This window comes from Candidatus Thiodiazotropha sp. AKAK2 (assembly GCF_058244685.1).
Map to the genome: position 1 here is coordinate 116,694 of NZ_JBSYOP010000021.1, position 21,059 is coordinate 137,752.

Consider the following 21,059-nt stretch of genomic DNA (forward strand, 5'->3'; position numbering starts at 1 on the left):
CCATTCGAACCTGGTCAGATGCCTATTGAGTAATCCAAAACATGAACGCCCTACAAGTGCGTCCACCTATCCAGCAGATCCTCTGGCTTAGTTAGAATCTCGCCAATCTGAACAGATTCTTTTATACGCTCAACCATGAGTTTGTCACCAACGGAAGATAACTCTGAAAATCCTAAACCGATAGGGTAGACAGGTAATCTTCTCTTTAAGGCTTTAGATATCAAGCTTTGGTGTAATTCACCAAAGTGCCCTCCTACTAAGCAGCACTCAGGGAAGATTCCTACGCATTTACCACTTTCAGTAAATTCAATAATCGTATCTATATCATCAATTCTCAGTTCGCCATGACGATCCCTTTTTACTGGAACAGCTCCCCATAGCTTTAACCAGTAAGATTTTAATTGATTGGTAAAGATTTTTTCATCAGCTAACCACCTGACAGGTAACAAATGAAAAGGAACAGAAGCTGGAACGATCACTACATCTGAATGCTTGGTGTGAGGCGCTACAGCCAATAATAGAGGTGTATCCGCATTTTTCATACCAGACACATCTATAAGAGTTACGCCTCTTATTTTAAAGTAATAAAAGCGACACAAGGGGTATATGAGTCGCTGTAAAATCCATGCTGTTATAGAGTAGAATGAATGGGTTATCTCTTTATCCATGCAGCCATCTAACCTAAGATTCCCTAAACTATCATATTTGAAATGTACTTTTATAGTTATCATCTACTCATATTATCCACCTCCGCCATGAAGTCATTTTGTTCTCGGTTACTGTGGCATCAGTCATGATAAATACTGAGAATCATTAATTAATACAACATTTCCTCTGACTATACCACACAGATAATCTTAATATAAATCTATAAAATAATTATGCTGCATCTTACGTCGATAACCAAATGATATTATTGTGTCCTTTCCTATTTTTTAAATAATCCTCGATCGGCTTCGGACGAGCAATACTGTAACCTTGACCGAAAAAGATACCAATCCTTTTAAGCTCCTCCTGTATCAAACTATCCTCGACAAACTCAGCTATGGTAACCAACCCCATAGTATCGGCAACTGTCTTAATCGCTTCCACCATGCCCTTATCCACAGGATTCTTATTTATCTCTTTTACGAACATTCCATCGATTTTAACAAAATCGATTGGCAGATTCTTGAGATAACCAAACGATGAGAGACCAGAGCCAAAATCATCCAATGCAAAGCGGCAACCAAGCTCTTTCAACTCGTTGATAGTATTCAGTGCGCTGGTTAAATTTTGTATCGCTGCTGTCTCTGTTACCTCGAAAACCAACTTTTGTGGGTTTATCGCGTACTTCTCCAGCAACAATTTGAGTTTGTTTGAAAGCTCATTCCGACTTAATGTCATTCCTGAGATATTGATGAAACAGTCAGGGTAATCGGAGCCAGATTGGGTCAGAAGCTGCATAACTTTCTCAACCACAAAGTAGTCGATACGATCTATTAAGTCATACCGTTCTGCGGATGGTAGAAAAGCCCCCGGTGGAATAAGCTCTCCTTCCTGAGATCTCATCCTGACCAATATCTCAATGCCCTTGATTACCAACTCATCGCTCTGTAAGTCTGCAATAGGCTGCGCATAGAGAACCAATCGATCCTGACTTAGCGCATTGTTTATTTGTGAAACCCACTGCATTTGCCCCAACAGCTGCTTAGTGGAACTGCTGTCTCTTTGATAGACAGTGATACAATTTCTGCCAGAATCCTTGGCAGAGTAACAGGCCGCATCCACTGAGCTCATCAGCATTCCAATACTCTCGCTGTATTGATCTATCTCTACAATCCCAATACTGATACTGATGCGGAAGTTATGCTCCTGCCAGGTAAAGGTATGCTCCTGAATCTCTTTGCGTAATCCATTTACCCGATCCTGAGCCATGGAAAGAGGACAATCAGTTAAAATCGCACCAAATTCATCCCCACCCACTCGCGCAAGTACATCGCTTCCACGAAAATGACGCCGCATGATTGCTGCAATCTGTCTTAACAACTCATCTCCGGCCACATGGCCACAAGTATCATTTACTACCTTGAATTGATCCAAATCCATAAAGCAGAGGATATGTTGATGGCCTCGTTTTCTCGCCGATTCCAGAGATTGTTCCAGATGCGACTCAAAAGCGCTACGATTCAGCAGCTCAGTAAGATTGTCATGGCTGGCCTGTCGGTACAGCTCCTCCTGCAACCGCCTTTCTCTTGTCACATCTCTGATAACAACAACTACACCTGACATCTCCTTATCATTACTGAGAATCCGATTTGCGGTAACATTCACATGCAGGTTGTTGCCATCAACCAATGCCAAACGAGCCAACTGACTCACGACTGCCCCTGTCTTATTCAACTGACACTGCACGAGCAGGTTATCGATTTGAGTATCCCGCTCTTCATCCAACAGGACAAATACTGCTTCAAGGTGTTTCCCAATCACCGAATCGGCATCCTGATCTAGTATTCTCAAAGCAGAATCATTCAAATAGACAACACGACCATTTGCATCTGTTGTCACAACAGCATCTGCAATCGATGACAAGGTTGTACGCGCCTGATTTCGCTCATTGATCAAAGCCTGCTCAGCAAGCCTCAACGCAGTTACATCCTGTATATAGACATAGACCTCTTCCACGAGACCAATCCATTGGTAGTGCAGAAGTAGGTGTTTGTAACCAGTATCCACTTCTGCATAGAGTTGATTCTCTCCACTCCCGACTCTCCTGAGAATCTCAGCATGGTCATCCGGTAATAAGATGCTACTATCTTTCGCATGCAATAGACCGATCAATCGTTTGAATGCCGGATTGCAAAATATTTCCTTACCATCCAGATCAAACGCAGCGATTGGATTAGGATTAGCCTTAGGATATGCAGCCAGTCGTTTATTAGGTGATTCTGCATCTCTCAGCTCTTCAACCATAGCGGAAAGAAGACCCGCTTCCTGTCTACGCGAAGCAAAGAGATAGAAAAGCAGTGAAAAGACGAAAGTGATACTCAAACCTGCCAGGATCATTTGAAAAATAAGATCACTGGTCAACTGGTAAGCTCCCTCCAGGCTGTAAGCCATCATTAACTTGGCTTTACCCCGATAGGAATAGGTAATTTCCTTATCCGTTACAAATCTTCTATCAGCCGGATTCAGCGGGCCATAACCGGCAATCATAAATCCATTTTTTGAGATCAATTCCACCTCATCCACTTCAACATACTGACTCGCCCACTGCTTGAATAATAGTGCGATAGAGTCGTAGTTCCCTTTTTGCAACTCTTCCTGGGTAATAAAAGAGATGACTTCCATCTGCCCTCTGGCAAGTGCTTTGGTTACCTCCATGTGATGCTCGTGCTGATGCTTGACGAACACCCATATCGTACCGAATAACAGAATCATGAAGAACAGCGTAGAGATACTGACAAGCAGTAGAAATGGCTTGCGATTTACGTGCTCTACCACTGGACACCTCTCTGCTCTAGAGTATTTAGAATTCCCCTCAAACCGTCGTAGTCCTGATGATTGGTTTTCACCAGTGCAGTTGCTGTCTGCTTAATAGGTTTCAGAACCGACGCAGTTCGACTGTTTTTGTGGTCGAGTTTTAACAGTGCTGATTTCAACTCATTGAGTAACAGGCTGCCTGTGTTCAGAGCACCGATAAAAAGATGCTCAGAGATTGCATCAGTTGTCTCAATGGCTACGATTCCATGCCTCTTATACTTTTCATAAACCGCTTCTTTCACTGCACCTGCATCGGCATCACCAGCAAGCACCGCCAAAGCGACATTATTATGGTTACTGTAGTGGCGATAGCCGGCTAAATCATCTAAATCAATACCAGCCTCATAGAGCATCTGTCTAGGTACCAAATGGCTCATGGTTGAAGATCTGCTACCAAAGGCAAATTGTCGTTGCTTGAGATCTTCAAGGTCATTAATCTCACTATCATTACTGACGATAATTTTCCCGGTAAATGTCGGTTTACCATTTACCTCCAATCGTGCCAATACCGGAATATCGTTAGTCGAGCGCGTCAAACTAACAAACAACGAAGGCCCGATATAGGCAAAATCAACATCGCCGGCGAGAATCGCGTCATGATGAGACTGGTAGGAATCCCCGATTCTAACCTCGATCTTCTGACCCAACTCCAAACTCAGGTAATTCGCCAACGGCTGAAACATCTCTTTCAGTTCATTGTGTGGGCGGTATGGATGCACCCCCATTACCAGACTTTCAGAAGCATACGCGATCGTAGAGACAAATAACCATACAACCAACCCTGAAAGGATTCGTCGAGAATCAGGCACTTTGATGCCATCCTGTTTGAAACACCCAATTTGCTTCAGCAACAACATCGATTTCTACAAATCCCCCACGCATCCATCATTTTCAAAACGCCAATCCATCCACTACTCAAGATGATAGCTCAATGTAAGGCGATCTCTGTGTGCCCTTAAAGAATTTTTTAGTGGATGATAACAGTTGGCGCACCCTGTATATCGATACTTCATCCCTCGATCCAGCTCAGTTTTTTGTAATAGAGTTCAGATGTTACTTATTTTCACATTAGACAAACAGAACCCCAATTGATCTGAATCCCCCTTCCGCACTATTGGCAGCCGGTTACAATCCCTATCATCCCGTTCATCACATAAGTTAAGACTAGGTTAAACCATTTTTAAAACAAGCATTTTTACATTCAAAGCAGCATCGAGCGCTTCTGAGTCGTTGCCCACAATAGATTATAATAATTTAATTATAATTATTAAATAATTCATAATATTTACTTATAATAATACAGGAATCTTCTGCCTATCAATTAGCACCGTTAAATTGTCGTTATCATCGTTGGCGGGTAATCCTTTAGCCTCGTTAACCCACTCATCACCTATCTCAGAACTGAATTGATGAGAGGAGAATTCGATCGGATACGGCCTAAAATTGCGCCCTCTGGAGCGAAGCCTCATTCCAGATAGGCTCTTATTCATACAATGACTGCAAAGATACGCATCACCTGCCTAACGATCTTGGTGGGTGTACATTGAATACTGATCGTACGAGCTCGATCTATTAGCTTTGACGACATTCTTATAACTGTCTCGAGCTTAGTGCTTCTTCGCCAATCTTAGTGCATTGCACCATGATTAACGAAAAGCTAATCCGTTTGGGCACAGGAACGCAATCACCACTGCAGGCGTTGATTTCTGTACCCTATCGGCAGCCTTATTAACGAAACCTGTCTTCCCTCAGTCGCTGTATGATGGAACTGTGGCAGATCCTATTGAGTAGACCAACTGATAAAAAATCGCTGATAACTCGGCCATGAGATTCAGCAGCTCAGAAACGATTTAGCTTACCAGATGAACTAGGGATGGTTATTACGATCGCTATACAAATTGAAAGTCCACTCCTATCCGTTATGGAACGGTGGTGAACGTGGGGAGAGAGCATCAGGATATGAACTGATTTCTGAGCTGAATTGATAGCGGCCTCATATTTTCCCCTTACAACCCGCAACAGATTTTGGCAACCAATACGCCTTACTATTCTTCGAGCGAACAATACAAGTATTAGTTATTTCGGCCTATCATTTTCGATCATACATCAAAATCTAAACGCTGCAGTACATCTGAAACAGTCGAAAACTCAAAATCCCTTATCAGTTTCAACAATCTGGCTTCAAATTTATCAATATTGTTATAGTGCCTGAACTCAGAGAGTCTACTCGATTTTATCTTTGGCTGTCCTTCGTCAATTTCCCAGGGATGCATGTAGAAAATAAATGGCACTTGATCATTCCGGTTGACACGATTTAATCCTGCCTTCGACAACCAATAGGGAAACAATCTGAAATACCCTCCCCCACTAACCGGCAAGCGCCGCTTGGCAACTCCCACAGTCGAGAGAGGAAACTCGATAATCTCATTACCTTTTTCTGTTTTTAACCGATGAGGCATGGTCTTTGCGCCCGGGATACCATACCGATCGTGCATGATGGGAAATATGCTTGAGTCATAGGAAAAACCACATTCCGTGAGAATATCCAGGGCCCAAAGGGATTTTTCCGTAATCGAGTAACTGGCGGCACGATAGCCTTTAATCGGTTTGCCAACGATATCTTCAATAATTGCCTTGGATTGCTTGGTCTCCTCAAGGAAAGTTTCAGGCGTTTGGTTATAAACCAAATCATGGCTATAACCATGGCAGGCCACTTCGTGTCCAAGTTCAGAAATCTCGTTAATCAGCTTTTTGTTGCGTTCAGCCACCCAGCCCAATATGAAGAATGTGCCTTTAATATTATTATCATCAAATATCTTAAGAATCCTGTGTGTATTGTCATAGACACGTGACTCATAGCCATCCCAGTCAGCTCTTGTTATCTGCTTGTTAAATGCCGAAACCTGATAGTAGTCCTCAACATCAACGGTAATGGCATTAATTTGTCTGTTTTGCGAAGTCATGATGTTCTGTTTGTTCTAGATAATTAGTTGCAATTACGCGAAAAGATGAGATCTCAGTTTTTCTGTGCTGAATAGTGTTTCTCTATTTTATCAGCTACCAAATTAGTGAATTTCCTCATCCTTCTACGTTTCAAGTCACCATCACCTGTTTTATCTGTAGAGCTCACTATCCCAGCTGCACCATGACGGCAATTCAGTGTATCAAGAATACCGTACAGTTTGCTCGATGAGACCCCACCTCCTATGTACTACCATTACCATATAATGCGCACATTTCTCTTACTATCAACGATCTTCTCTTCCAATACCGAGATTATACTCCAGCTGAAAGATTGATCACCCGATTAACACGTCCACTGCTGATCCAGCCATCTCTATTATAAGCCTGATCATGATCGTTGACCGCTTCTTTCCTAGGGCCTGTTAACACTAATCCAATAGGCCCTAGCTTCCGCATAACCGATAGGTGGTATTAACGCTGCATTGATACCGGCACCCTGGTATGCCGCGCATTTTTCAAACTCCGCATTGACCCGGGCTGGATTCCAGCTTTCACCTGCCACCACCACTGTGAGTTCTATTCAACTGAAGCTGAAGTCAAAATCAGGGTTTCCACGCATTCCATCTCGATTCATAGGAATCACACTATATATCAGACCGGCACTGGCGGATACCAATAACGCACTTGCAATAAAGCTTAGTTTATTGTAGTAAAACTTTATTACAGAAACCTAACCTGGCTCGACCACAAGCCGATTCTGTTCTGCCTTGAGCCTCTTCTCACAACTCAAAGCGGCGTACATAAAAGCGGCCGTGCAGAGTACAAACACGACCCAACCAAGCCAGTACTGATCATTCAGCAGACTGGCTGTCATATCTGTGTAGTTACCTGAAAGCACAACAATATCGAGTTGAATACTATTTGAGTTAATAGTGACGCCTGACGCCAGCTACAGATAAAAACTGCATCTTGGAGCGAATAGTGGGAGAGGAGTGAGTAACCCATTGTAAGGGTTACTGCGGGGATCCGATACTCAGGCCACTGCAGGCACCCCCACTTCAAACACTCCTTCCGGAATCGTCATAAAAGAGGATTCTTGAAACCAGGCATGCCCAGTAAAGTGCAACATTCAGTAACAAATACTGTCATTGGCACTTGTAATGGCTGAGTATCTACAGACCAAACTGAGGGTGCACTGATCAATACCAGGATAGGCAAAACCATTCTTGCTGTACGCTTGATGCCAAACAGGGCTACCGCACTGGCACTCAGTATCATGATCAGCATCACCTGGGATTCAAACTGGATCTGAGCGTTATCAGACAACAGCCAAACCACCAAATGGATGACAAGCTACAGTAGCAATATCGGCCCAAAGCTTTTCCGCAATTCATGCCGGCGCTTGTGCCACCCACGGGCAAGCGGAGAGTACGATAGGGGTAATAACATCAACCCATGGGATCACAGGCTGTTTTCAGCAACCCATAGACGCTAAAAGCCGAGTGAAGTTCGCCCATAGACTAAGGTCGAGATCAGTCCACAAGTAAGCAAAACCACTCTGCTAAACAGCTGACCAGGAGATAACTCATTTTAAGTCATTCGTTGCTGCGTTTTGGTGTTTCCGTCAGCTGTCCACAACAACCACTGATTACAACTCACTGTTAATAATCTAATCGGGTTGAGTGCACATTGCTATTTTCAATCTTCATAGGCTTTCAAAAACACCACGCCCGATCAGCACTCACCTCTCCCTAGGGCCTATTCACCGGTCCGAGTATTTGAAATAGTGATTTCTTGCCTTTAAAGAGGTCCAGTATCAAGTTCCTATTCCGCACCTCAAATCGAGTTCCCTTGCAAGTATAGATACTGAGCTGATCCTTCTCTAAATCAACAATTTCCAGTAAGCCGCGCAGCTTTTGCTCAGTCTCACTCAAGGCCCTTGCCCAATCGCCGGTATCGGCATTGAGTTCAGCCTCGTAGAGGTCAGTGAAAAGGATCGCAATATTGCCCTCTTCCGCGGTTGCCTCTGCAAACTCGTCGGGTAGATCACTGACCGGCAAATTGCTCAATCTGGCCAGCCCGGAGAGCAGTGGGTGTGAACCGAACAAGGCGGAATACCTGTTAATTATTTCAGGGCAAACACCAAATCCGGATAGCCAAAGCCCATTCACACAGGCGTCTCCCTGAGACATCCTTTGTTGACTCATCTCCTCCTGATAGAACAGCATCTGTATTTCATTCAGAAGCCCCCGCCAATAAGCGCCATCAGGACCTGCCGGCATGAAATTTTCAATATGCCGTCCTGCAACCGACTCGATATCCGAGGTTGTCATCTCCGGCAGAGCGCTCAGCTTCATACACCACTGCCCCTGAGCCACCTCTACGAGTGAAAGCCCGTCTGATTCGAAATGGGAATTGAATCGTCTGATCAGCCGTTGGGCATAATCACTCTCGATGGATTGGGGAGCCAATCTGATCAAAATCAGCCTGTCACGATCTGCCAGCAGATGGACAGGGGTTGCCAAAGCCCAACAATCCCCGCCTGTTCGACGATCCGGTGTAAATGCTGTGACGGCGCCGGAAGGGAGATCACGATCGGCAACCACAGCAACCCCAAACAGACTGAACAGCGTTGTCGTCAAATCTACGCCGGGCACAGCGACTAACTTTGCCTTACTGAGCACCCGCTCCAGGTTTTTTGGCTGATAGTCCTGATCATTAAGCTGTTTTAGCGCCGTATCCCAATGAAGGCCCGGCAGTAACAGATCGATCTGTCTCCCCATATTCACGGCATCCGCTCAACAAGGAGGATTACTCGGTCATCAAACCATGTTGTCCAGAATCGAGTGTTTTACCGCTTCCAGCTCGGCATCAATGGTCATTACCGGTGAGGTTGACTGCTGTATCGCGGTATCCGGATCTTTCAGGCCATTCCCGGTCAGGGTACAGACAATACTCGAGCCTTCAGGGATCTTGCCGGATTTGATATCGCGCATAGCACCAGCCAGTGATGTGGCCGAAGCGGGCTCGCAAAATACCCCTTCATTTTCTGCCAACAGCTTTTGTGCCGCCAGAATCTCCTCATCGCTGCACTCGTCAAACCAGCCACCAGACTCCTGCTGGACTTTCCAGGCCTGATTCCAGGACTGAGGATTGCCGATGCGAATCGCCGTAGCTACGGTCTCAGGATCTTTTACCGGTCCACCACGCATGAATGGGGCGGAACCCGAGGCCTGATAGCCGACCATTTTTGGTCGTTTACCGGTAATTGCGCCACCGGCAAATTTACACTGACCACCACAGTAGGCACAGGCATCCGTGACTTTCTCTCCACTGGTGCAACTGTACTCACAGTAGCCTATCCAGTGAGCGGTGATGTTGCCTGCATTGCCTACCGGCAGACAGTGAAAATCGGGCGCATGCCCCAACTCCTCGACAATCTCGAAGGCTGCGGTCTTCTGCCCCTGCAGACGATAGGGATTGATCGAATTAACAATCGTTACCGGAGCATGATTAGCCACATCCTTGACCAGTTGCATACCATCATCAAAGTTGCCCTTGATCTGGATGGTTATGGCGCCGTACATCATCGCCTGAGCCAGCTTTCCCATCGCAATCTTGCCATCGGGGATCAGCACGAAGGCGGTAATTCCGGCTCGTGCCGCGTAGGCTGCCGCGGCCGCGGAGGTGTTGCCGGTGGAGGCACAGATAATCGCTTTACTGCCCTCTTCCACCGCTTTGGTGACCGCCATGGTCATACCCCGGTCCTTGAATGAACCGGTTGGATTCAGACCTTCATACTTTACGTAGATGTCCACATCCTTGCCCAGTTGTGAGGGAATATTGTGCAGGCGTATCAGTGGCGTATTACCCTCTCCCAGACTGATGATCCGGGTATCATCGTGCACAGGCAGTCGGTCACGGTAGCGGTCGATCAATCCAGTATATCGGGGACGGAATGACATGATATTTAAACCTCAAAAAATCTTTTTCTTTATCTCATGGGGCCTGATATTTTCGCAGCCCCCCCTGTCAGAAACTTACTGCTGAATCGATCGACAACTAGCCATCGAGTCGCTCAATCCTGATCCGCATGATCTGTCCTGAGACGCTACCCAGCTGTTCAATGGCAGCCAGGGCATCATTCAGGCGCTTCTCCACGACGGTCTGGGTGATCATCACCAGGGGTACGGTACTGTCACCTTCTGCAGGCTCTTTCTGATGAATCGCTTCAATACTGATCTGGGAATCCGCCAGGATGGTTGCAATTCTGGCGACCACGCCCGGTTTATCCTCAACCTGCATTCTCAGGTAGTAGGCTGTTTCGACCTCTTCGATCGGCAGGATCGGAAGATCGACCAGCTCTCCTGGTTGAAATGCCAGGTGGGGGACCCGGTTCTCTGAGTCGGTAGTCAGTGCCCGCACCACATCCACCACATCGGCCAGCACCGCAGATGCAGTCGGTTCGGATCCCGCTCCAGCGCCGTAATAGAGTGTTGGCCCAACAGCATCTCCATTGACCAATACCGCATTCATCACCCCATCCACATTGGCAATCAAACGCCGGTGGGGAATCATGGTGGGATGGACTCTCATCTCGATACCCTTCTCGGTCTTACGGGTAACCCCAAGATGTTTGATGCGGTAACCAAAGTCGTTGGCATACTCCACATCCTGGGGTTCGATTTTGGTAATGCCTTCGGTATAGGTTTTTTCAAACTGCAAAGGAATGCCGAAAGCGATTGAGCCCAGAATCGTCAGTTTGTGAGCGGCATCGATGCCTTCCACATCGAAGGTGGGGTCCGCTTCCGCATAGCCTAATGCCTGCGCCTCTTTGAGCACGTCGGAAAACTCTCGCCCCTTATCGCGCATTTCGGTAAGAATGAAGTTTCCTGTGCCGTTGATAATACCGGCGATCCATTCGATACGATTCGCCGCCAACCCTTCACGAACCGCTTTGATAATCGGAATACCACCAGCCACAGCGGCTTCAAAGGCCACCATCACCCCATGCTTCTGTGCCGCTGCGAATATTTCATTGCCATGCATGGCGATCAACGCCTTATTCGCGGTAACCACATGTTTACCGTTTTCAATCGCTTTCAATACCAATTCGCGTGCGGGTGAATAGCCGCCAATCAGTTCAATGATGATTTCAATTTCAGGATTGTCCACCACCGCAAAGGCATCATCACTGATCTCAACCTGATCCAGACCGGACAATTTGCTGGGATCATAAGCCTTGGCCGCTGCATGGGTTATCTGGATACCGCGACCAGCACGACGGGCAATCTCATCGGCATTGCGGGTCAGGACATTCAGCGTACCGCCTCCAACCGTGCCAAGGCCCAACAAACCAACTTTAACTGGATTCACAGTAATTACTCCTACAGTAGATTGCTCAAGATTCGATCAGTCCGTCTTTACGGAACATATCGCGAATACCCCGCACCGCCTGGCGGGTTCTGTGTTCATTTTCAATCAAACCAAACCGGACATGATCATCACCATGCTCACCGAATCCGACACCCGGTGACACAGCAACCTTGGCTTCGCTCAACAGCTTCTTGGAAAATTCAAGGGAACCCATGGCACGATAGGGCTCAGGAATCGGCGCCCAGACAAACATGGTTGCTTTCGGTTTTTCTACATGCCAGCCGATATTGTTCAGACCGTCGCACAACACATCCCGACGGCTCTGATACATACTGCAGATCTCCCGTACCACATCCTGGGGACCTTCCAGCGCCGCAATGGCAGCAACCTGAATCGGTGTAAAGGTTCCATAGTCCAGATAGGACTTGATGCGTGCCAGCGCCGCCACAAGAGTCTTGTTTCCTGACATGAAACCGACCCGCCAACCCGGCATGTTGTAGCTTTTCGACAGGGAGAAGAACTCCACCGCGATTTCATCGGCCCCAGGTACCTGCAGAATCGAGGGCGCCACATAGCCATCGAAGACGATATCCGCATAGGCCAGATCATGCACCACCCAGATATTGTACTCCTTGGCGATCTCTACGATCTTCTCGAAGAAGTCCAGCTCGACACATTGGGTGGTCGGATTACCGGGAAAATTCAACACCAGCATTTTCGGTCTTGGCCAGGAGTCCTTGATCGCTCTGACCAGTTCATCGAAGAAATCGACACCGGGCACCATTGGTACATGACGCACATCGGCGCCGGATATGATGAAACCGTAAGGATGTATGGGATAGGCCGGATTGGGGACCAGTACCGAATCCCCCGGTCCCATGCAGGCCAGCGCCAGATGAGCCAGGCCCTCTTTGGAACCGATGGTGGCGATCACCTGAGTCTCGGGATCGAGATCGACCTGGTAGCGACTTTTGTACCAGTTACTCATCGCCCGACGTAGCCGGGGTATGCCTTTCGACATGGAGTAACGGTGAGTATCTTTACGGTTTGCAACCTCGCAAAGCTTATCCACGATATGTTGTGGCGTGGGTTGATCCGGATTCCCCATACCAAAATCGATGATGTCCTCGCCCCGCGCTCGCGCCGCCGCCTTGAGTTCATTCACAATAGCGAACACATAGGGTGGCAACCGCTTGATTCTGCGGAACTCTTCCATCTCTTGCGTGGACACGGATACCTCGACTTTTCTGTTAGGTGAAAAGGTACAAAGTTAACTGACCCATAATAAAAGATCAATTCAGGAAACACTTATCTGGTGTGATCGATGCAATTTTTTCTGTTCCGGTACACAAGCATCCTTTGAAGTCACACGTTTACCCCGGAATTCATGCCTTGAGTGGCGGTTGTCCCATAGCGGTAACAAAGGTCACTTTTTTGCAAACACTGTTTGCGGTAAGGTCGGAGTATGAAATTCATACTTGACGACAGCAACAGCGGTCACGCCATCCAGAATTACGGGGCATTCGAGATAACCATCAGTGGCAAGATATACCGGGAGAGCCTGGTCATCATGCCGGACCGGATCATCCCTGAATGGCGTCCCGCCCGATTCCAGGAGCTCAAGCAGGAGGATTTTGCCCATCTGGCCTCCCTGACCCCGGAGATCATTGTGCTGGGCACCGGCTCAAAACAACATTTTCCCGACCACCAACTGATCCGCCCGCTGTTGGAGCATCAGATTGGTTTGGAAGTGATGGCCACCGATGCTGCCTGCCGGACCTATAACATTCTGATGTCGGAAGGGCGAAGAGTGGCAGCGGCTCTGATGATGATCGGGGAGTAGATCAACCAGCTGGCGGTACTCTTAAGCTGGCGACCAAATAGTTCAGACAGCTTCTTCAATTGGCGGGGGTATCAGTCTCAGCGTCTTCTTCCCTGTCATCCTCCAGGATCACAACATGATCCGGAAAAGGATACTTTTCCACCATCCGCTTGCCGAGTTTACCCTGAGCTGCCTGATGCAAGGCATCGGACTCCATCAGAATCAGGATCAGTACCGTTACCATGATCGGCAGAATGCCGATACCACCGATCATCGCCATGACAGCAACTTTCTGCATACCCATATAGGTGTATCCCAGCCAACCCAGAAAAAACACAGTCAGCACAGCTACCAGCATATAGATAAACAGCCGGCTTCGCTCGGCGGCAATCTGCCAATGGGCATAGACATACCACTCATCGCGATCTTTCGACTTCTTCGCTCGCCAGAGGGTATAGAAAAGCAGCACAAAAGAGACAACAGGCACCAGCGCCAGTGGCTGCCAAAAGGAGCGCACCAGACCCAGTGCAGCGACAAACCATAAAATGTGATTACCAATCAGATTGGTCAGAAAAACATCATGAGGTATCTTGGCTTTTTTTACCAATTCTTCTTGGATCTCAAATTTCATCGAGTTTCTTTATACCTGGTCTGTTACCTTTGAGGTGGCATCTTTGCTTGATGAAATTCAACTCTCCATCGGGCGATACAGCGATTAATGCCAATAAAAACTGGGGTTTAAGTTTAAACCTGTAGGCGGTATAAGCCAATCAGCTCTCACCTTCACTTCCCATGAGTTTGGCCACCAACCATTTTTTCGCCCAAAACAGCAATAAAAACAATAGGATGCCGATTACTAAACCGATCCATGGCTGCTCCTTGAGAATTGTTATAAACCACAATCCACTTCCCATTGTAGAATCCTCCCCTGATGATTCGGTTGCCGGAGTAGGTATAGCCCATGCTTGGCCCTATTCCGGCCAAATTCAGGCAAGACGACTCGAGCACTGATCGGGACATTTCATCAGTTTCATGATTAGACTCTGTGAAACGGACATAAAGCAGGTAAGATGCAGAACTACACCGGTTTTGCCCGACAGATTTATGCAGTACCGGTCGGCAATAATGCCAGAGAACAGGCTTGACGACAAAGTCTGTAGACTGGTTGCACACCCAAGGGTCCGCAGAGCCTAAAACCGTCCAATCATCGATGAAGCGAAAGAAGTAACGACAGCAGGTTAAAGACTAAATGGAAAAGAAGATTATCTTTTGGGTTATCTCCCTCTCGGTGGTGGCAGTCGCCCTCGCCGTTCTACTGCCGGGTGGGCGCAAGGTTGACAGTGACCCAAAGCTGCCCTGGGACATCCAGATAACTGCCAATAATGAAATACAAGTATTTGACCTGACCCTCAACAAAAGCCAGTTGCCGGAGGCGAGGGAGATATTCCAAAACCAGGGCAAGGTCAATCTGTTCATCGGCGCCGATGGACATCCGGCACTTGAGGCCTATTTCGAACGGGTTTTTCTCAGTGGACTGAGGGCTGACTTCATCCTCGCTTTGAAAGCGGATGAGTCACTATTGAATCAACTGGTTGAGCGGGGCTCCCGGATCAGTCGCACCTCGGACACGACCCACAAAATCGTTCTCGGCAGTGATGATTTACAGATCGCCGAACAACTGCCCATCGAATTGATCAACTACATCCCTGCTGCCAATCTGGACGAGAAGCTGATCAACAGCCGGTTTGGTGAACCGGCAGACAAAATTGTCGAAACGGAAACCGGTGTGACCCATTGGATCTATCCGGACAGGGGCATGACCATCGGACTCAATCCTGAAGGAAAGGAGCTTATTCAGTATATGCCCCTGGAACGTATCCAAGGGCTGGTGGAGCAGATCAAAAGCAGTAATGCGCAATATGAAGAAAAAATGAAGAACAGCTGAATCGCTGGAAAGCAGGTCTAATCCTGATCCTCTGCATCCGGCATCATCTGTTTTGGCAAACCTTTTTTGGGCTTTTTCGCGGGTGCGATATCGTCATCCATCAGGATTCGATGGGCCTCACCCTCCAGGTCATCAAATTGGCCGCTACGGGCAGCCCAGAACAACACCCCCACGGCAGCCAGCCCCAAAAAGATCATGCCTGGAATCAGGCCATAAATGACATCCATTAGATGTACTCCATCAACTATGATTAGTTTACTTTAACACCTTTGAACAGGGTACGGATACGGGCTGAGTTACCGATAACCGCCAGCGAACTCAACGGCATAGAGATGGCGGCTACCAGTGGGGTTACCACAGCGGCCATCGCCAGTGGCACCATAATGATATTGTAGGTTATTGAGATACCGATATTTTGACGTATCGTGAGCAACGCCCTGCGGGATAAGCCGATGGCCAGACGCACCCGCTCCAGTTCACTGCTCATCAACACGATATCGGCACTGGCTATGGAGACATCCGTACCTGAGCCCATGGCAATACCGACATCAGCCCGGACCAGTGCCGGGGCATCGTTAACCCCATCACCGACCATCGCCACACGATGCCCATCTGACTGCAACTGACTGATTACTTGATCTTTTTCCTCGGGAAGCACCTCAGCAATCACCTCCATGCCACCGAGACGCTCAGCAATCGCTTCCGCAGCATGCCGGCGATCACCACTGAGCAGCGTCACAGCGATGCCCTCTGCTTTCAGTGAACCAATCAGCGCTTTGGCATCCGGCCTGATACGGTCTTCGACAGCAACCAGTGCCGTTTCTTCGTCATTGATCGCCACCCGGAACCAGCCGATGCCTTGTTCATCGAGCTGACGGGCGTGCTGTTCCAGCCTATCGGACATCTGGCACCGCTGCCGCTCCAGCAGGGTGAGATTGCCGATCGTCAGCTGCTGATCCTCGACCAGCCCGGTCACACCAAGCCCGGGAAGGGCCTTGAAATCGCTGCATCGATATCGCGTCTGCAGGTGATTGAATGTCTCATCCCAATTCACAACCGACTCAGCCGTAGGATGCTCTGATTGTCGCTCAACAGCAGCCAGCAGCGCCATTAACTCCACCAGCGAATCCGAGACTCGCTCATCACTCTCCTGCCACTGCTCACGATCGGTATAAATGCCGACGACAGAGAGCCCTCCCTCTGTCAGTGTACCGGTTTTATCGAACACCACATGGTTAATGGTGGAGAGCGTTTCAAGTACCTCACCATTCTTAACCAGAATGCCGTATTTGGCACCGAGCCCCGAGGCCACGGCAATTGACATGGGGGTTGCCAGGCCAAAAGCGCAGGGACAGGTAATGATCAACACGGAGGTTGCCGCCAGCAGGGCAATTTCAAAATCGCTGTTGACCCAGTAGAGAAAGGTCAGGGTCGCCAACGCCAACGTCACAGCGACGAACCAGGGGACGATTTGATCGGCCAGACACTGAATCGGCGCCTTAGAACCCTGCGCCTCCTCAACCAGACTGATAATCCGCCCAAGCGCGGTATTCTTCAGCAGGCCGGAAACCTCCACCTGGAGAGCTCCCGTGCCGTTGATGGTTCCGGCAGAAACCGGATCACCAGACTGTTTATCGATGGCTTGGGACTCACCAGTAAGCATCGCTTCGTCAATCGAGCTCTCGCCCATCTTCACAATACCATCCACCGGCACCCGCTCACCCGGTTTGACCAATACCAGCTCACCCACTGCGATGGCACGAATCGGCACAACCTCTTCGACACCATCCAGGGATAGACGGGTGGCCACCCTCGGTTGCAGATCGAGAAGGCGCTGGGTGGCCGCCACAGCCTGGCGCTTCGACATCGCTTCCAGGTAGCGACCCACCAGAATGACAAACAGAAAATTCACCACCGTATCGTAATAGACCTCCCCCACGGTACTGCCACTCAGAGTGATATAGAGAGAGTAGAGGTAGGTAATGGTGGCGCCGATGGCAATCGGTAGATCCATACCCAGATGCATACTACGCAGACCGGACCAGGCACCTTTATAAAACGGATACCCCGAATAGATCAGCACCGGTGTCGCCAAAGCGAAGCCGATCCAATGAAAAAGGCTTCGAAACTCCCCTTCACTCGCCCCGGCATAGAGGGCGATGGAGATCCACATCAGGTTCATCATACCGAAGGCGGCGAAGGCCATTCGATAGAGCAGATGGCGATTCTGCTTTTTTATCGCCCCTTCAGCCGCTTCGGGATCGTAGGGAACAGCCGCATAACCGATCTGCCCGAGGCGCTGAATGATCTGCGAGAGGGAGATCGCACTGTTGTGCCACCTGACATGAAGTCGCTTGCCTGAGAGATTGACCTGAGCGGAGATAATACCGGGTACGTGATTCAGGGTATTTTCGATCAGCCAGACGCAGGCCGCACAATGTATCCCTTCAATCAGCAGATGAATATCCCGCTCTTCACCCAGTTCGCCGACAAATTCAGCTTGCACATCATCCAGATCATACAACGCCAGTTCGGTCGGTATATCCGGTGGAGGCGCCAGATTGGTGCCATCAGGGGTACGTTGGTAAAAGCCTTCCAGCCCGGCATCGTAGATCGCTTCGCAGACCGCTTTACAGCCGAGACAGCAGAAACGCTGCTCATCACCCTCGATCTGACCGATAACTTCATCTTCCTTGGGAATGGGAAGTTGGCAGTGGAAGCAGCCTTCAGAGGCCTCTACATGTGACACGGACTCTCCTGCGAAGAGATGATGATCTTTGTCCGGTCAAACCGGCATTAAGCTCTCTGTATTGACAGAAACCTTTGGCACGGCTTTATCCTGAATCAGCTCGATATCACTCAATTTAACTCGATAAGAACCTGCTAAGGCACCCAATCTATACCCACACCGATACGTTTGGGAACCTGGTATTCATCCTCGCCGTTGCGAATACTGACCAGCAGATCCCAGGCACCCTTCAGGGGGAAACTCACCGTCGCCTCGTAGAGACCAGGGCCGATCCGCTGCATGGGTACCGAAAAATCCTGATCTGCATCAGATGGGCGATAGGCGTGAAAAGTGACTTCATCACGGTCGATCGGAGTGCCTTCGCGGTCTTTTACCGTATATTGGCAAACTACCGGCTGGCCAATCTCGATCTTAGAAGGCAGTTTGATCTTCATCACCCATTTTGGGTCTCTGGCCTGGCGTTTGAGCATGTTTTTCTCATAATCCTGGCCACGGTCATAGAAGTCATCCACAACCAAACCCGGGTTGTTCTGGGTTGCCAGGTAGATCATGATCATGTTCATGGTGAAGAAAACCACCACCATAGCCACCCAACCGATTACCCAGGGACTTCTCCAAGCTGATTTTTTCTCTGTCATGGCTGCAAATTATAACGACTACGCATAAAAAAATGAAAAGGGCGGACATCGCTGCCCGCCCTGAGATTGTCGGCTATTTTACCAAGAGCTAGCGTTTTGGGCCAATAAAAACGCTCGTTCGGCTGTTTTCCAGCACCTCACCATCCCGTTCACCCCGAACTTTGAAGATGATCGGCAGACTCTCAGCCGTCAGCTTCTCCTGGGGCACCCGAACAAACACGGTTCGAGGTGTGACCTTGCCACGGCGAGCTGTGGTGACTTGGTCCGCATCGACCAGTATCAGACCATCCAGGCCTTCAGCACTGATGGTGACCGGTAAGTCGTTGGTCATTTTGTTGAGGATTTTGACCGTATATTTGTTCTGAATGCTGCCGTCACTCTGCAATACGAAGAGTGGCTGACGATCATGGATCACCTTGATCTCCAAGGGTGCAAGTGAGGTCAAACCATAGGCAATACCGGCCAGCGCCAGCGTCATAATCGCGGAATAGACCCAGACTCTGGGGCGCTTGTAGAGTGGCACCGGCTTCTTGTTCACCTCAAGAGACTCAAAGGACTCATAACGAATCAGACCTGTGGGTCGGCCGATCTTCTCCATCACCTCATCACAGGCATCGATACAGAGTGCGCACATGATGCAACCTTCCTGCTGACCATGACGGATATCCACACCAGTCGGGCAGACAGCGATACACTGCTTGCAGTCCACACAATCACCGGTGGTCCGCTCTTCTTCCGATTGCCCCTTCTTGATGCGCCCTCTGGGCTCACCGCGATGAAAATCATAGGAGGGTACGACGGTGGTTTTATCGATCATAACCCCTTGGATTCTGGCATAGGGGCAGAGCCAGAAGCAGGCCTGCTCACGCATATAGCCAGCCAGCACATAGGTCCCTACGGTAAACAGCGCAATGGTGCCAAACGCCACCGAACCGGCCTGCAGGGTGAAAATGTCACGCCAAAGGTCAAACACATCATAAAACCAGGCAACAAAACTGATGCCGGTCAGAACCGAGATCAGCAGCCAGATCAGGTGCTTGGTTACTTTGATTCTGATCTTTCTGGTACTCAGAGTCTCTTTTTCAAGTTTGCGTCTTTTGACCGGATTCCCTTCGAGCTTTTCTTCCAGCCAGGTAAACACATCGGTCCAAACGGTCTGAAAGCAGAAGAAGCCACAATAGACCCGGCCAGCCAGAGCAGTTGCCACCGCCAGCAACAGGGCAAAAAACAGCAGGGTCAGTGAGAGCATCCAGAAATCCTGGGGCAGAATGGTTGCCCCAAGAATATGAAATTGTCTGTTAGGGATATCGAACAGTACCGCCTGACGATCACCCCACTGAAAATAGGGGCCGATAAAATAGATGAGCCAGAAAGAAGCTGCCAACCATTTCAGGTTTCGCCAGTGACCACCGATACGTTTGGCATGAATCGTCTCTTCACCGGTATTCAGATGCCAATGTGCGGATTCAGCGTAAAGGTCATCCACAACCTGTTGTTTGGATGCAGTCGTATCACTTGCGCTCAATGGCTCAACTCCTCTGAAGCAGTGGGGGTAAATAAGAAAAAGATGATATAGACAGGCTTATTATCAAGCCATGCGATTTATCAATAAGTTAGAAGCAATTAAACAACACTCCATGGTTATTCTACAGAATTCTGCAACGACTCAAAACGATTTCAGAAATTTAGCGAAACTGGAAATAATGAACAGTTTAAATGACTAAGGCACTGTTTTATTTACCTAACTAGTATAGTAAAGCTACCTAATAAAGTGCTCCTCAAGCGCCAAACCCCAAATTAAATAAGTGTTATTTCACCGCACCAGATGCCGAAAGACTGTAGCTTTTCTTACATAAAAAAAGGGGGGTATAAATACCCCCCCTTTTCAACTTAGCGCCAATCTTGCTCAGCTATTATGCTTTTCCGCATCACTCTTGATGAGTTTGCTGACCTTGAAGCCCAAGTAGATGACAATCACCACGCTAATCACCACGGTGACTATTGAACCCCAAAAAACTGCATCTCCGTTCATAGCAATCCCCT

Annotated in this window: 19 protein-coding genes; 2 read left to right on the forward strand and 17 right to left on the reverse strand. The window is 48.5% G+C overall.

Going from position 1 to position 21,059, the window contains the following annotated elements; genetic code table 11:
• Positions 1–50: 50 nt before the first annotated feature.
• The 10 genes from AC4IE8_RS08285 to alaC all read right to left on the reverse strand — a co-directional run bounded on the left by AC4IE8_RS08285 (position 51) and on the right by alaC (position 13,078).
• Positions 51–668, reverse strand: a complete 618-nt coding sequence (locus AC4IE8_RS08285; RefSeq protein WP_490790787.1) for a lysophospholipid acyltransferase family protein — start codon at positions 666–668, stop codon at positions 51–53.
• A gap of 223 nt (positions 669–891) precedes the next feature.
• Positions 892–3,363 (reverse strand): EAL domain-containing protein, encoded by a 2,472-nt coding sequence (locus AC4IE8_RS08290; RefSeq protein WP_490790788.1) that lies wholly within the window; start codon positions 3,361–3,363, stop codon positions 892–894.
• A 113-nt stretch (positions 3,364–3,476) separates the two neighbouring features.
• Positions 3,477–4,379 carry a phosphate/phosphite/phosphonate ABC transporter substrate-binding protein gene (gene phnD / locus AC4IE8_RS08295; RefSeq protein WP_490790789.1) on the reverse strand — a complete coding sequence of 301 codons (903 nt, stop codon included), beginning with the start codon at positions 4,377–4,379 and terminating at the stop codon, positions 3,477–3,479.
• Between the two features lie 1,242 nt (positions 4,380–5,621).
• A complete protein-coding gene (locus AC4IE8_RS08300; RefSeq protein WP_490790790.1) occupies positions 5,622–6,485 on the reverse strand; it encodes an XrtA system polysaccharide deacetylase in 864 nt (287 codons plus the stop codon).
• 731 nt (positions 6,486–7,216) lie between these two features.
• Entirely contained in the window at positions 7,217–7,360 is a 144-nt protein-coding gene (locus tag AC4IE8_RS08305) for a hypothetical protein (protein ID WP_490790791.1), read from the reverse strand.
• 206 nt (positions 7,361–7,566) lie between these two features.
• On the reverse strand, positions 7,567–7,824 hold the full coding sequence (locus AC4IE8_RS08310; RefSeq protein ID WP_490790792.1) for an archaeosortase/exosortase family protein: 258 nt from the start codon (positions 7,822–7,824) through the stop codon (positions 7,567–7,569).
• A gap of 413 nt (positions 7,825–8,237) precedes the next feature.
• Positions 8,238–9,269, reverse strand: a complete 1,032-nt coding sequence (locus AC4IE8_RS08315; protein WP_490790793.1) for a hypothetical protein — start codon at positions 9,267–9,269, stop codon at positions 8,238–8,240.
• 39 nt (positions 9,270–9,308) lie between these two features.
• Positions 9,309–10,451: a threonine synthase gene (gene thrC, locus AC4IE8_RS08320; protein ID WP_490790794.1), complete on the reverse strand. Its 1,143-nt coding sequence runs from the start codon at positions 10,449–10,451 to the stop codon at positions 9,309–9,311.
• Between the two features lie 97 nt (positions 10,452–10,548).
• Positions 10,549–11,862: a homoserine dehydrogenase gene (locus AC4IE8_RS08325; protein WP_068988139.1), complete on the reverse strand. Its 1,314-nt coding sequence runs from the start codon at positions 11,860–11,862 to the stop codon at positions 10,549–10,551.
• Between the two features lie 25 nt (positions 11,863–11,887).
• On the reverse strand, positions 11,888–13,078 hold the full coding sequence (gene alaC, locus AC4IE8_RS08330) for an alanine transaminase (protein ID WP_068988138.1): 1,191 nt from the start codon (positions 13,076–13,078) through the stop codon (positions 11,888–11,890).
• Between the two features lie 249 nt (positions 13,079–13,327).
• On the opposite strand from alaC, the gene AC4IE8_RS08335 reads away from it, so the two are divergent.
• Positions 13,328–13,705 (forward strand): Mth938-like domain-containing protein, encoded by a 378-nt coding sequence (locus AC4IE8_RS08335; protein WP_068988137.1) that lies wholly within the window; start codon positions 13,328–13,330, stop codon positions 13,703–13,705.
• Between the two features lie 55 nt (positions 13,706–13,760).
• Here the strand turns inward: AC4IE8_RS08335 and AC4IE8_RS08340 are convergent, their stop codons facing one another.
• Together AC4IE8_RS08340 and AC4IE8_RS08345 are read right to left on the reverse strand one after the other, a co-directional pair.
• Entirely contained in the window at positions 13,761–14,315 is a 555-nt protein-coding gene (locus AC4IE8_RS08340) for a hypothetical protein (RefSeq protein WP_068988136.1), read from the reverse strand.
• A gap of 152 nt (positions 14,316–14,467) precedes the next feature.
• A complete protein-coding gene (locus tag AC4IE8_RS08345) occupies positions 14,468–14,647 on the reverse strand; it encodes a hypothetical protein (protein WP_490790795.1) in 180 nt (59 codons plus the stop codon).
• A gap of 286 nt (positions 14,648–14,933) precedes the next feature.
• Here AC4IE8_RS08345 and AC4IE8_RS08350 point away from each other — a divergent pair, with 286 nt between their 5' ends.
• A complete protein-coding gene (locus tag AC4IE8_RS08350) occupies positions 14,934–15,629 on the forward strand; it encodes a hypothetical protein (protein WP_068988135.1) in 696 nt (231 codons plus the stop codon).
• Positions 15,630–15,646: 17 nt separating this feature from the next.
• Here the strand turns inward: AC4IE8_RS08350 and ccoS are convergent, their stop codons facing one another.
• The 5 genes from ccoS to AC4IE8_RS08375 all read right to left on the reverse strand — a co-directional run bounded on the left by ccoS (position 15,647) and on the right by AC4IE8_RS08375 (position 21,048).
• Positions 15,647–15,856 (reverse strand): cbb3-type cytochrome oxidase assembly protein CcoS, encoded by a 210-nt coding sequence (ccoS, locus tag AC4IE8_RS08355; RefSeq protein ID WP_068988134.1) that lies wholly within the window; start codon positions 15,854–15,856, stop codon positions 15,647–15,649.
• A 23-nt stretch (positions 15,857–15,879) separates the two neighbouring features.
• Entirely contained in the window at positions 15,880–18,378 is a 2,499-nt protein-coding gene (locus tag AC4IE8_RS08360; RefSeq protein ID WP_490790796.1) for a heavy metal translocating P-type ATPase, read from the reverse strand.
• A 134-nt stretch (positions 18,379–18,512) separates the two neighbouring features.
• Entirely contained in the window at positions 18,513–19,016 is a 504-nt protein-coding gene (locus tag AC4IE8_RS08365) for a FixH family protein (protein WP_068988132.1), read from the reverse strand.
• Between the two features lie 88 nt (positions 19,017–19,104).
• Positions 19,105–20,541, reverse strand: coding sequence for a cytochrome c oxidase accessory protein CcoG (gene ccoG, locus AC4IE8_RS08370; protein ID WP_490790797.1), 1,437 nt, complete (start codon positions 20,539–20,541; stop codon positions 19,105–19,107).
• Between the two features lie 381 nt (positions 20,542–20,922).
• Positions 20,923–21,048, reverse strand: coding sequence for a hypothetical protein (locus AC4IE8_RS08375; protein WP_490790798.1), 126 nt, complete (start codon positions 21,046–21,048; stop codon positions 20,923–20,925).
• Positions 21,049–21,059: the final 11 nt, after the last annotated feature.

Excerpts from the sequence above, each read along its gene's own strand:
- AC4IE8_RS08285 (WP_490790787.1), bottom strand. The coding sequence starts at position 668 with ATGGATAAAGAGATAACCCATTCATTCTACTCTATAACAGCATGGATT.
- AC4IE8_RS08290 (WP_490790788.1), bottom strand. The coding sequence starts at position 3,363 with ATGGAGGTAACCAAAGCACTTGCCAGAGGGCAGATGGAAGTCATCTCT.
- phnD (WP_490790789.1), bottom strand. The coding sequence starts at position 4,379 with ATGTTGTTGCTGAAGCAAATTGGGTGTTTCAAACAGGATGGCATCAAA.
- AC4IE8_RS08300 (WP_490790790.1), bottom strand. The coding sequence starts at position 6,485 with ATGACTTCGCAAAACAGACAAATTAATGCCATTACCGTTGATGTTGAG.
- AC4IE8_RS08305 (WP_490790791.1), bottom strand. The coding sequence starts at position 7,360 with ATGACAGCCAGTCTGCTGAATGATCAGTACTGGCTTGGTTGGGTCGTG.
- AC4IE8_RS08315 (WP_490790793.1), bottom strand. The coding sequence starts at position 9,269 with ATGGGGAGACAGATCGATCTGTTACTGCCGGGCCTTCATTGGGATACG.
- thrC (WP_490790794.1), bottom strand. The coding sequence starts at position 10,451 with ATGTCATTCCGTCCCCGATATACTGGATTGATCGACCGCTACCGTGAC.
- alaC (WP_068988138.1), bottom strand. The coding sequence starts at position 13,078 with ATGGAAGAGTTCCGCAGAATCAAGCGGTTGCCACCCTATGTGTTCGCT.
- AC4IE8_RS08335 (WP_068988137.1), top strand. The coding sequence starts at position 13,328 with ATGAAATTCATACTTGACGACAGCAACAGCGGTCACGCCATCCAGAAT.
- AC4IE8_RS08340 (WP_068988136.1), bottom strand. The coding sequence starts at position 14,315 with ATGAAATTTGAGATCCAAGAAGAATTGGTAAAAAAAGCCAAGATACCT.
- AC4IE8_RS08345 (WP_490790795.1), bottom strand. The coding sequence starts at position 14,647 with ATGGGCTATACCTACTCCGGCAACCGAATCATCAGGGGAGGATTCTAC.
- AC4IE8_RS08350 (WP_068988135.1), top strand. The coding sequence starts at position 14,934 with ATGGAAAAGAAGATTATCTTTTGGGTTATCTCCCTCTCGGTGGTGGCA.
- ccoS (WP_068988134.1), bottom strand. The coding sequence starts at position 15,856 with ATGGATGTCATTTATGGCCTGATTCCAGGCATGATCTTTTTGGGGCTG.
- AC4IE8_RS08365 (WP_068988132.1), bottom strand. The coding sequence starts at position 19,016 with ATGACAGAGAAAAAATCAGCTTGGAGAAGTCCCTGGGTAATCGGTTGG.
- AC4IE8_RS08375 (WP_490790798.1), bottom strand. The coding sequence starts at position 21,048 with ATGAACGGAGATGCAGTTTTTTGGGGTTCAATAGTCACCGTGGTGATT.